10 protein-coding genes are annotated in these 11,903 nt (G+C 60.2%); 6 read left to right on the forward strand and 4 right to left on the reverse strand.

From position 1 onward, the window contains the following. Positions 1 to 146 precede the first annotated feature (146 nt). On the reverse strand, positions 147 to 1,358 hold the full coding sequence (gene fabB / locus G5533_RS19905) for a beta-ketoacyl-ACP synthase I (RefSeq protein WP_216978860.1): 1,212 nt from the start codon (positions 1,356 to 1,358) through the stop codon (positions 147 to 149). A gap of 90 nt (positions 1,359 to 1,448) precedes the next feature. On the opposite strand from fabB, the gene mnmC reads away from it, so the two are divergent. Beyond that, positions 1,449 to 3,467, forward strand: a complete 2,019-nt coding sequence (gene mnmC, locus G5533_RS19910) for a bifunctional tRNA (5-methylaminomethyl-2-thiouridine)(34)-methyltransferase MnmD/FAD-dependent 5-carboxymethylaminomethyl-2-thiouridine(34) oxidoreductase MnmC (protein WP_421210169.1) — start codon at positions 1,449 to 1,451, stop codon at positions 3,465 to 3,467. A 109-nt stretch (positions 3,468 to 3,576) separates the two neighbouring features. Here mnmC and G5533_RS19915 read toward each other — a convergent pair whose 3' ends face one another. Continuing rightward, positions 3,577 to 4,173 carry a DUF922 domain-containing protein gene (locus G5533_RS19915; RefSeq protein ID WP_216953506.1) on the reverse strand — a complete coding sequence of 199 codons (597 nt, stop codon included), beginning with the start codon at positions 4,171 to 4,173 and terminating at the stop codon, positions 3,577 to 3,579. 183 nt (positions 4,174 to 4,356) lie between these two features. After that, positions 4,357 to 4,821, reverse strand: coding sequence for a hypothetical protein (locus tag G5533_RS19920; protein WP_421210168.1), 465 nt, complete (start codon positions 4,819 to 4,821; stop codon positions 4,357 to 4,359). Between the two features lie 195 nt (positions 4,822 to 5,016). On the opposite strand from G5533_RS19920, the gene dcuC reads away from it, so the two are divergent. The 5 genes from dcuC to G5533_RS19945 all read left to right on the forward strand — a co-directional run bounded on the left by dcuC (position 5,017) and on the right by G5533_RS19945 (position 11,476). Then, positions 5,017 to 6,369 (forward strand): anaerobic C4-dicarboxylate transporter DcuC, encoded by a 1,353-nt coding sequence (gene dcuC, locus G5533_RS19925; protein ID WP_421210166.1) that lies wholly within the window; start codon positions 5,017 to 5,019, stop codon positions 6,367 to 6,369. A 91-nt stretch (positions 6,370 to 6,460) separates the two neighbouring features. Beyond that, on the forward strand, positions 6,461 to 8,107 hold the full coding sequence (locus G5533_RS19930; RefSeq protein WP_421210165.1) for a bifunctional metallophosphatase/5'-nucleotidase: 1,647 nt from the start codon (positions 6,461 to 6,463) through the stop codon (positions 8,105 to 8,107). Positions 8,108 to 8,294: 187 nt separating this feature from the next. After that, a complete protein-coding gene (locus G5533_RS19935) occupies positions 8,295 to 9,938 on the forward strand; it encodes a hypothetical protein (RefSeq protein ID WP_421223797.1) in 1,644 nt (547 codons plus the stop codon). 144 nt (positions 9,939 to 10,082) lie between these two features. Then, positions 10,083 to 10,586, forward strand: a complete 504-nt coding sequence (locus G5533_RS19940) for a M48 family metallopeptidase (protein ID WP_005333421.1) — start codon at positions 10,083 to 10,085, stop codon at positions 10,584 to 10,586. Between the two features lie 26 nt (positions 10,587 to 10,612). Beyond that, positions 10,613 to 11,476 carry a DUF2927 domain-containing protein gene (locus G5533_RS19945; RefSeq protein WP_441255240.1) on the forward strand — a complete coding sequence of 288 codons (864 nt, stop codon included), beginning with the start codon at positions 10,613 to 10,615 and terminating at the stop codon, positions 11,474 to 11,476. A gap of 172 nt (positions 11,477 to 11,648) precedes the next feature. Here the strand turns inward: G5533_RS19945 and G5533_RS19950 are convergent, their stop codons facing one another. Further along, positions 11,649 to 11,900: a DinI family protein gene (locus G5533_RS19950; protein WP_129503940.1), complete on the reverse strand. Its 252-nt coding sequence runs from the start codon at positions 11,898 to 11,900 to the stop codon at positions 11,649 to 11,651. Positions 11,901 to 11,903: the final 3 nt, after the last annotated feature.

An 11,903-nucleotide genomic window follows, 5' to 3' on the forward strand; every position in this document is an offset into this window, starting at 1 on the left:
GCTCTGCTCTGCTCTGCTCTGCTCTGCTCTGCTCTGCTCTGCTCTGCTCTGCTCTGCTCTGCTCTGCTCTGCTCTGCAATGAGTGATGGCAGATCACGGAAACAAAAAAAGCGCCCTGAGGCGCTTTTTTCATATCAACCGGATAATCATGCTTTGAACTTGCTGAACACCAGGGAGGCGTTGGTACCGCCAAAGCCGAAGCTGTTGGACATGACGGTGTTGAGCTCGGCCTCTTCGTACTCGCGCACGATGGGCAGACCTTCGGCCTTCTCGTCCAGAGTCTCGATGTTGATGCTGGGAGCGATAAAGCCGTGCTCCATCATCAGCAGTGAGTAGACAGCCTCGTGCACGCCGGCAGCGCCGAGCGCATGGCCGGTCATCGCCTTGGTGGCAGAGATCTTGGGACCGTTGGCACCAAACAGAGTCTGGATGGCTTCCAGCTCCTTGGTATCGCCAACCGGGGTGGAGGTACCGTGGGTGTTGATGTAATCAACCTTGCCAACCCCCTGCATTGCCATCTTCATGCAACGCACCGCGCCTTCGCCGCTCGGCGCGACCATGTCATAGCCATCGGAGGTAGCACCGTAACCGGTCAGCTCGGCATAGATGTGAGCACCACGGGCCAGCGCATGTTCCAGCTCTTCGATCACTAGGATGCCGCCGCCACCGGAGATAACGAAACCATCGCGATTCGCATCATAGGTACGGGAGGCTTTTTCCGGCATGTCGTTGTACTTGGTGGAGAGGGCCCCCATAGCGTCAAACTGGATGGTAGAGGACCAGTCCAGCTCTTCACCGCCACCGGCGAAGACCACATCCTGTTTGCCAAGCTGGATCAGCTCAAGCGCGTGACCGATGCAGTGAGCAGAGGTGGCGCAAGCTGAACTGATGGAGTAATTGACACCCTTGATCTGGAACGGGGTCGCCAGGCAAGCAGAGGTTGTGGAGGACATAGTGCGCGGCACCATGTAAGGGCCCACACGCTTGACCCCTTTCTCGCGGGCGATGTCCACAGATTCCGAAGTGTTCTTGCCGGAGGCACCACCTGAACCGACCACCAGGCCGGTACGCTCGTTGGAGACCTGATCTTCCGCCAGACCGGCATCTTCAATGGCCTGCTGCATGGAGAGATAGGCGTAGGCCGCAGCGTCGCCCATGAAACGCATGACTTTACGGTCGATCAGTTCAGACGGATCGAGTTTGATGTTACCCCAGACACGGCTGCGCAGATTGTGCTGCTCGAACTGCTCGGAATAGGTGATGCCGGATTTACCTGCTTTCAGGGAGGCCAGCACTTCTTCCTTGTTGTTGCCGATACTGGAGATGACGCCGATACCGGTGATCACTGCTCTTCTCATTAATTCATCTCGTCTGGAAAAACTGGCGCCAAGTCTACCCGCTTTCGGCTGCCAAACTGGTCTGCTTTCACGTAGAATGCCCGCGATTTTGTGACGCGAGCCGAGGAAAACGTGAGTCAAACATCCTTACATCATGCCCGATTGGACTGGAATGAAGCGGGAACTCCTGTCTCCAGTGACTTCGGGGATGTGTACTTTTCCAATGATAACGGTCTAAGTGAAACCCGCTACGTCTTTTTGCAGCAAAACCGGCTACCTGCGCGATTTTCGCACCACGATAGTGACAGTTTCGTGATAGGTGAAACAGGTTTCGGCACAGGTCTTAACTTTCTGGCGACAATGCAAGCCTTCCTGGAACAGGCGCCCCAATCCGGTAACGGCTCCCGTCTGCACTTCATCAGTTTCGAGAAATACCCCCTGACCCAAGACGATCTGCGCAAGGCGCTGGCCGCCTGGCCTGAACTTGGCCACTTGAGCCAGGATCTTGTCGCCCAGTGGCCACTGCCGGTTTCCGGTTGCCACCGCCTGCATTTTACGGGTGGCCGCATTCGCCTCGATCTCTGGTTTGGCGACATCAAGGATATGCTGCCGCAAGTGCCTCACCGGGCAGAGGGGCTGGTGGATGCCTGGTATCTGGATGGTTTCTCCCCAGCCAAGAACCCGGAGATGTGGACACAGGAGCTGTTTGATAGTCTCGCTCGCCTCGCCCGTCCCGATTGCTCCATCGCCACCTTTACCTGTGCCGGTTTTGTCCGTCGCGGCCTGATTGCCGCCGGTTTTGCCATGAAGAAGGTGAAGGGCCACGGTAGCAAGCGGGAGATGCTGGTGGGGGATCGCACCGACAAGCAGCCGCAGCAGACCATAGCCCCCTGGTATGCCCGTCCTGCCGGACGCGCTGGCGAGGTAGTGATCATCGGCGGCGGCATTGCCTCGGCCATGACGGCGCTCTCTCTGGTGGAGCGGGGCCGCAAGGTGACGTTGTTGTGTGCAGATGGCGAACCGGCCACCGGCGCCTCCGGCAACCGCCAGGGCGCGCTCTATCCGCTGCTCAACGGCGAGCACGATGCCCTGTCACGCTTCTATTCGCTCGCTTTTGGCTATGCCCGCCTACGGCTACTGGCGTTGGCCGCGCAACATCCCATCGCTTTTGCACTGTGCGGGGTAACCCAGCTCGGTTATGACGACAAATCGGCAGCCAAGCTGGCGAAAATGAGCCAGGGCCCCTTCCCCCCCGAGCTGATGTATCCCCTCTCTACAGCAGAGGTAGAGCAGGTGGTTGGCCTGCCCTGTGGCCACAGCGGCGTCAGTTACCCGCTGGGAGGCTGGCTCTGTCCGGCCGATCTCACCCACGCAGCTATCAAAGAAGCGCAAGCCAGCGGGCTGCTTGAGGTGGCGTTCAATACCGAGGTGGTCGCTATTACTGAACTGGCCGATGGCTGGCAAATAAAAAGCCAGGATGGCCGCCACTGGCAGGCCCCCAATCTGGTGGTCGCCGCCGGTCACCAGTTGCCATCACTGCTCCCCTTTGCCGAGCTGCCGCTCTATCCGGTACGCGGTCAGGTAAGCCATGTGCCGACCTCAACCAGCCTGAGCCGGCTTAATACCGTGCTCTGCTACGATGGCTACCTCACGCCAATGCACAACGATCAACACTGTATTGGTGCCAGCTATGGCCGTAACCAGAGCAGCCTTGAGTTTCGTGCCGAGGAGCAAATCCAGAATCAGGTGCGGTTGCAAGCCTGCCTGCCGGAGCAAACCTGGCCCGCCGAGGTGGATGTGAGCGGCAACGAGGCGCGCGTGGGGGTGCGTTGTGCCAGCCGGGATCACCTGCCGGTGGTGGGGCCAGTGGCCAGATTGCAAGGTCTGGCGGATCATTATGTGCAGCTGCAGCATGAACAGCACAACGCCCAGCCGCTCCCCCTTCACCCCGGCCTCTATGTGCTGGGGGCGCTCGGTTCGCGGGGTCTCTGCTCGGCGCCGCTCTGTGGCGAGCTGCTCGCCAGCGAGATCTGCGGTGAGCCCCTGCCACTGGCCGCCGATCTACTGGAAGCGCTCCACCCTGCCCGTTACTGGGTGCGCAAACTGCTCAAAGGCAAGGCGCTGGTCTAAACATGGCGCTGTCTGCAATGAAATGGCCGCCCGGTGGGGCGGCCATTTCAGATGTTGAATCGTGCCATATTGACCGGGTTTGGCAGGGCTTCGCACCTCCAGACAGAGTTCACTTGGGCCAATGCACCCCGAGCTGTTCGCCATAACCCGTCTGACGCTGGAAATCGTCTACCCGTGCCTTCACCTTGTTCAATTCGCCACTGCCCGCAGCCCAGGCGGCATAGCGCAACGCCTGGCAATCTGCATGGCCTGGTAGTGCCGCAATCGCCCCGCCCACCTGATTTCCGCCTTGCAGCACCATCTCTTTGAAACGGGATTCATAGTCAAACATGCTGGAGAGCAGCCGACCCCAGCGCTGGCGAGCAGGGTCACTCCCCTCCGAACTCTGACGCCAGCGGGGCAACAATACAGTGGCATGAGTCGTTACCGTTACCCGTTTGAGCTGGCAACGCCCCGGCAACTGGTCGGTTTCCAGCTGCCAGTCCACCTGATAACTCGCCTTGCCGAGCACAGGCTTGCCATTCACCTTGGGGGCACTCTGAGCAATGGCGCGTGCCAGTTGATCTGGCTGGGCAGCACTTACCTCATAAAAACGGACATTGATGCGGGACTCTGGCACCACTTGCGGCCGGCTCGGCTGAGCCTGACTCATCAGGGGCAACAGCAATAGCACGCTCCCCACTACTCCATAAACCTTGCTGACCATGCCAGACTACCTTCCTTGATTGCACGGGCGGAGTACCAACCTTGGTGAAACCCACCGCCACACAGATGACGGGTATAGCCTATGTGTGACCAAGAGGCGGCGCAATACAATGATGAGCCCAGAAATCAGAGCAAGCTCACAGGTTGCGTGAGCAAAGTATGGCACAAGGATGAAACTGTATTTTTATTGAGCAGTACGACTGATGCGCTGCCAGTCGAGGTGATAGTTTTTCACATTGATGTCATGACCATCTATCTGAATGAAATGATCATTTTTAAGACGGTTGGCAAAAAAGTCCTGATCTGCCCCCTCATTGAGCCACAGCTCGCAAAGTCCCCGTTTTCCCTCTTTGGCATAAAATCTCGGGGTGACCAGCAACGCGACCCCATCTACCCGGATGGCATGACGGGCCAGGCAGTTTGCTTCCGTGGTTTTGGATGCCAGCGCGGCAAAACGGGGTCTGTTCCCCTCGGCAACCACCAGTACGCCGTAAGAGTGAGGAGCCATGAGACGCCGCATGGCGACCGCCTGATGAGGACCGGTTTGATGAAAACCGTCATTGGTTACCGCAAACACGCAAGTAGGTGAAAATAGCATCGCGAGCAGGAAAAGAGAGCGTTTAATGCCTGAAAAATCACCAATCACCATATAAAAGCCTCAAAAGACAACCAAGGCTGGCAAGGGTAGGTAGCCAAACCCGCTGGGTAAAGTACCTTTACCTTTCTTTAATTCTGTTCATGGGGTTAAACGTTGATTTAGCTCACACAACATCCTGTTTCCAGTCGCCACTCTACCCCTATCGGAATAGACTCCTTCCACTCTCATCCAATCAGAAGGCAACATATGCTGGAACTCATTGTTGGCACCCTGGTCACCCTGGTGGTGGGCCGTGCCATTTTCAAAGGATACTCCGCAACCGGGGTGCTGCTGAGCGGCGGCTTGCTGCTGCTGATCATCACCGCCATGATGGGCAAGCCGGTATTGCCGAGCAAGGTGGTCAGCACCGGTTATCTCGCAACCGATATCTTCGAATACGTCCGCTTCCTGCTCAATGATCGTGGCGGTGGACTGGGGATGCTGATCATGGTGCTCTGTGGCTTCGCCGGCTACATGAGCCACATCGGCGCCAACACCATTCTGGTCAAGCTGGCCAGCAAACCGCTCGGCATCATCAAGTCCCCCTATATCTTGCTGGTGGCTGCCTATCTGGTGGCCTGTGCCATGTCGCTGGCGGTGAGCTCCGCTACCGGCCTCGGCGTGCTGCTGATGGCCACCCTGTTCCCGCTGATGGTCAACATGGGGATCTCCCGTGGCGCGGCGGCGGCCGTGTGCGCCTCGCCAGCCGCCATTATTCTGGCACCAACCTCAGGGGACGTGGTGATGGCCGCTCAGGCCGCCAACATGCCGCTGCTGGACTTTGCCTTCAAGCTGACCCTGCCCATCTCGCTGGTGGCGATCGCCTGTATGGCGGTGACCCACTTCTTCTGGCAGCGCTACCTTGACCAGAAATCCGGTGAGCACAACGAGCCGGTCGCCCCGGGTGATCTGGTGACTACCGCCCCCGCTTTCTACGCCATCCTGCCCTTTACCCCCATCATCGGGGTGCTGGTGTTTGACGGCAAATGGGGTCCGCAGCTGGATATCGTCACCATCATCGTCATGTGCATGGTGCTGGCCAGCCTGCTGGAGCTGGTGCGTATCCGCAATGGCAAGGAGCTGCTGGACGGTCTCCAGGTCTGCTGGCGCAACATGGCTGACGCCTTTGCCGGTGTGGTCATGCTGCTGGTCGGTGCCGGTGTCTTCGCCCAGGGTCTGATGACCGTCGGCTTTATCGACACCCTGCTGGCTCACGCGCAGGATCTCGGTTCGGGTGGTCTGATCATGATGCTGTCACTGGTGGTGATCACCACCCTGGCCGCCTTCACCACCGGCTCGGGCAATGCTCCCTTCTACGCCTTCGTGGAGTTGATCCCCAACCTGGCCAGCAGCCTTGGCATCAACCCGGCCTATCTGGTGATCCCAATGCTGCAAGCCTCCAACCTAGGTCGCACCATTTCTCCGGTCTCCGGGGTGGTGGTCGCCTGTGCGGGGATGGGCAAGCTCTCGCCGTTCGAGGTGGTCAAGCGCACCAGTATGCCGGTCGCCGTCGGCCTGCTGGTGGTGATCGTCGCCACCCAGATCATGGTACCCGCCTGATCGCTGACCAGCCCGGCACCCTGCCGGGCTGGTATCCTCCCCCTCCTTTGCAGTAGACTCGGTGCTCATTTTCCCCCTAAGGAGGACCGAGATGAGTATTACGGTTCAACTTGCCCATTTCAGTGATTGCCACTCCCACTTCGATGGCGCGCCCATGAGCTTCTCCCCTGTCGGTGAAGGCCAGTGGCGCACCCAGTGCGGCGGTTATGCCCGGATCCTGACCCGACTGACCCAACTGCGTGCCAAAGCCGCAGCAGCCGGCCAGCGTTTTCTATTTCTGCACGGTGGCGACTCCTTTCAGGGTTCGCTCTATTTCAACCGCTTCAAAGGGCGCGCCAACGCCGACCTGCTCGCCATGCTGGCCCCCGATGCCATGGTACTTGGCAACCACGAGTTCGATCTGGGCAACGGCCCGCTGGTGGAGTTCTTGCGCCAGCTCGATTTTCCGGTGCTGGCCGCCAATCTGGACAACAGTCAGGAGCCAGCCGACACGCCGCTGGGGCTGTGGGATATTCCCCACCTCTACGACGCCCATCAGCCCTGGCATCGCCGGGTGATCGACGGGGTTCCCTTTGCACTGCTCGGCATCACCCTCGCCCAGATGGCTGCCATCGCCAACCCGGATCCCCACACCCGTTTCCACGCGGTCGCCGACACCCTCACCAGGGTGTTGCAGGAGATCAAGCGCGAAGGGATCCAGCATATCGTGCTGCTGAGCCACCTCGGGCTGGATCAGGACAAGCTGCTGGCCGAACGCTTCCCCGAGCTCAGTCTCATCATCGGCGGCCACACCCACAGCCTGCTCGGCGATCTCGCGCAGCTGGGTCTGCCAAGCGAAGGCAGTTATCCGCTGATGAACAACGGGGTGGCTATTTTGCATGCTGGCCACAGCGCCCTCTGCCTCGGTGTCTGCGAGCTCACCTTCGATGAGGCGGGCCGCGTCGTGCAGAGTCAGGGTCAGCTGGAGTGGCTCCCCTGGCAGCCCTGGCCGTACGCCTCCACGCCACCTGTCGGGCTCACCTTCTGTGAGCCGGACCCACAGCTTGAACAACATCTGGCCAAACGCTACCGGCCGGAGATTGAAACCATGAGCCAGCGCATCGTCACCCGACTGGCGGCGCCACTTCCCCATCAGCGGCTGCCGGATGCCACCCAGCCCCACGGCAGCCAGCTCGCCCCGCTGGTGGCCCGCGCCATGCTGACCGCCGCCCGTGAACAGGTAGGCGAGGTGGACTTTGCCCTGCACAATGCTGGCGGCGTGCGCTGCTCGCTGGAGCCGGGCCCCCTGAGCGAAGCGGATATCGCCGGTCGCCTGCTGCCGTTTGCCATTCCCCTCACCCTCTATCGGGTGCACGGTCACGAGTTGGCGGAGGCACTGGAGAATGCCATCGACAACGCCACCAACAACGGCGTGGTCGGCAATGGCAACGGCAGCTTCCCCTACACCGCAGGGGTGCGATTCACCTATCAGGCCGATCGGCCCAAGGGCCAGCGCATCACCCGACTGGAGTGGGAAGCCGCCCCCGGCCAGTGGCAAGCGGTCAATGCCGAACAGGTCTATCGCGGAGTGTCGAGCGCCTATACCGCCTCCGGCAAGGAGGGCTACACCGCACTGGCGCGTACCCTGACCCAGCACAATCAGGAGCTCGGCATCACCCTGGCCGACGCCTTTATCCGCTGGGCCCGTCACCTGCCGACACTGGAAGCGCAGCCGCCCCTGCTTGAGTACCTCAGTTGATGCAGAGGGGGGATGGCTTGCTACATCCCCTGACGGCCAATATTGCCGCAGCCAGCGCCCGGTTCCCTGCAAGAACCGGGCTTTTTCGAGAATATTTGCCCCACACGGGCCTGCCCCATTGCATCGCACTCACTAGCTCGGCAAGATAGGCCCGCTTTCAAGACCAGCTGCAGGAACAGGCGACTTCATGAATCACTCCATCCGTTTCACTCCCCCTCGCGTCAACCCGGGTATCAAGCCAGCCATCGTGCTGCTTACCGCCCTGCTGGCGCTGCTCTTCTGTCTGCGCAACCCGCTCTTCCACGCCATGGCGCCGGGGTTTGATGCCTCGCTGTTCGCGGTGATGGGCAAGATGTGGAGCGAAGGGGGGGTGCTCTATCGCGACATGATCGACATCAAGGGGCCGATGATCTTCGCTCTCGACGCGCTGGGCTATCGAATGGGGGGGTTTGTCGGGATCTGGACACTGGAGTGGGTGCTCTGCTGGCTCGGATTGCTGGCCAGCTGGCAGGCCTTTGCCCAGCTCGGACTCTCGTTCAAGGCGCGCCTTGGCGCCATGCTGGCGGTGCTGGCTCTCTACGGCACCCGTTACTACTACGGCAACATGACTGAGGACTGGACCTTCCACCTCGCCCTCATCGCCCAGTGGGCCTTCATCACCCTGCTGCTGGACAAGGGATTTCGCTGGTGGCCGGCGCTGGTGGCGGCCCTCACCTTCGCCATCGTCGCCTGGATGCGCACCAACAACGGCGCCTTCTGGGGAGCCTGGTATCTGGTGCTGTTCTGCCACTGGTGTCTGCATGAGAAGTGGCGTGATGCCATCTTGCTGCTCATCTCCAGCCTGCTGGGGCTGGCGCTGATTGGCGGCCCGCTTTACGCCTACTTCCAGCAGCATGATCTGCTGGCGGCCTTCAAATACTACGCCTTCGACATCTTCTTCGAAGGGAGCTACGGCAATGGCTTCTCCCCCATGGTGGGCGCCGTCGGCCTGCTGCGCACCGGCCTTGTGATGCTGCTGCCCGCCTTCATCATTCTGATGCTGAGCCGCCGTCAGGAGTGGTATCTGCCCGCCCTGCTGGCAACCCTGTTTGGGGTGCTGTTTACCCTGATCGCCAACTCGGTCTCCGGCCATGTGTTCGATCACTACGACGTGCTCTATCTGCAACTGGCAGTGCTGCCGCTGGCGGTATTGCTGGATCGCAGCGAACAGCAGGCAGATGCCATCGGGCTGCTCTGCATCTCGCTGGTGGTGCTCACCGCCAGCTGGCTGCTGGCCCAGCAGCTCGGTTTTGGCTGGAGCACCAAGGAGTGGTCCCTCGAGCGGGTCAACGAGGTGCTCGGCACCAGCCTGCTGTGGGCGCTGCCGGTGCTGATCCTCATCCCCCTCTGGCGAGCCTGGGATGTGCGCAGTGCCACCCCCTGGCTGGCGACTCTGGCCATGCTGCTGCTGATGATCAACAACGCCTGGGAAGGGACCCTCAAGGGTCGCCCCTTCAATCCGGCGGCGCAGGTACGGGTCGATCGCATCAAGGCCGAGACAGTCCCGAGCGACAAGATCTGGGTCGATGGCATCCAGCCGCAATATTATCTCTGGACCGATCGCCAGCCAGCGTCCGCCTATCTCTTCTTTGCCAACGTCAATCCGCCCTATGACGTGCGCGAGCGGGTGCTGGCCGATATCCAGCGCCAGAATCCGAAGTTCATCATCGCCAAGCCGGATCGGGTGAGCGAGGAGCTGAAAAAGCCGAGCTCCCCTTCCCATCTCGCCTTTTATCAATACCTGACCAGCCACTACGAAGAGGTGGATCCGGGTCTCTATCGCCGACGCTGATCGTCAATACGCCCCGCAGGGCGGCCATTGTTGCAATGGCCGCCCTTTTTATTGCGCCAGATCGCCTTGCAGCGGCGGCCCGCAGTAGGCAAGCCCGCCCGAGATAACTACAATGACGCTCTTTTTGATGTAACGAGTGACACCATGGCGGAACTGACTTATCTGGGCGGCTATCCAGACCCCCTCAAGGCACAGGTACAGCAGCTGATTGCGGCGGGCAAGCTGGGGGAGATGCTGGCCAAACGCTATCCGGAAAGCCACCAGATCCAGAGCGACAAGGCGCTGCTTGCCTACACCATGGAGCTGAAGAACCGCTACCTCAAGAGCTCGGCGCCCCTGTCAAAGGTGGTGTTCGATGGCAAGATCAACGTGATCAAGGATGCCCTCGGCCTGCACACCTACGTCAGCCGGGTACAGGGCAGCAAGCTCAAGGCCAAGAACGAGATCCGCATCGCCGCCCTGTTCAAGGAGGCGCCGCCCCCGTTCCTGAAAATGATCGTGGTGCACGAGCTGGCCCATATCAAAGAGAAGGATCACAACAAGAGCTTCTACCAGCTCTGCCAGCACATGGAGCCCGACTATCATCAACTGGAGTTTGATCTCAGACTCTGGCTCACCTGGCGTGATATCGACAAGGCCAACCGCTAGGCTGACAACCGTTTCAGGGAGGAAACATGTCATTTGCCGCCATCCCCTTTGGTGCCAACCGCTTTATTGCCACTTTGGTAATGGCCAACTTGGGCTGCGCTGCCTATCCCCGCCGCGCGTCACGCGGGCTGCTGGCCCTGCTGCTTCTGCTCGCGGGCCACAGCGCCCTGGCCGATGAGCGCTGGCAGAGCGACAGCTATCTGGTCGAGAGCTTTATGGCCATCGCCATGGAGCGGGAGTATGGCGAAGCCAGGCAGACCCGTTTTGCCCGCTGGCAGCAGCCGATCCGGCTGCAACTTATCAACGAATCGGGTGACAAGCCGCTGCAGGCCGACGTAGTGAAGGTACAGGCGGCCCATCTGGCCCGCATCACCGGCCACCCCATCAGCATGGTGACCGCAAAGCCCAACCTCACCCTGATCATGACCGACTACAGCAAGATGAAGAGCTGGGCCAACCGCACCATGGGGGGGGATCCATCGGTCAAGATGGCGCTCAAGGAGGGGCTCTGCCTTGCCAACTTCGCAACCAATGCGAAACACGAGATCAGCCGTGCCACCATCATCATTCCGGTAGACTACAGCAGAGCCAAGGGGCGTTTTCTCGACTGCGTGGTGGAGGAGTTCACCCAGGTGATGGGTCTGCCCAACGACTCGGACAAGGTGTTTCCCTCCATCTTCAATGACAACAGCATCGACAGCTTTTTGACCGGGCTGGACTATGTGCTGCTCAAGATGGCCTATCACCCGGCCCTCAAAGCCGGAATGAGCAGTGCCGAGATCCGCGCCGCACTGCCCATTGCGCTGGCCGACCTGCGCGCCAAAGGGGAGATCCGCGAAGCCAACCGCCGGGTGCAGCAGCAGAGCCTGAAAAGCTGGGCGGGACTGTAACGGCATGGCTCAACCCAGAGCCAGACAAGCCACTGCGACTCACCACCAACAAAAAACGCAGCCACCTGGCTGCGTTTTTTGTTGTATGGGTATCAGCAGTGCATTAGCAGGCATGCCCGTTTATCCTCAGCCCATTTATCCACCGCCCAGAATTATCCACTGACCATGGGGATCAGGATGCGACGTTCTCTTCCGGCATCCAGCTGTCGGCGTTCTCCCACACCTCCTGCACCATAGCTTCGGCCAGCTCTTTGTCTTCCTTGCTGGCACGGCTGACGGTCAGAGCCATGGTACTGCCCGGCGCGACCCGCACATGGATGTCGGGAAATTTTTCGCCAAGCTGCTTGAGCAGCTCCTGACGCAGCGCCTCCATGGTCGAGGTCGGGATCTGATGTTTTCTGTCGATGATGATTTCAAGACGCATAGG

This window comes from Aeromonas sp. A600620 (assembly GCF_029479985.1).
In the GTDB taxonomy this organism is placed as follows: Bacteria; Pseudomonadota; Gammaproteobacteria; order Enterobacterales; family Aeromonadaceae; genus Aeromonas; species Aeromonas veronii_A.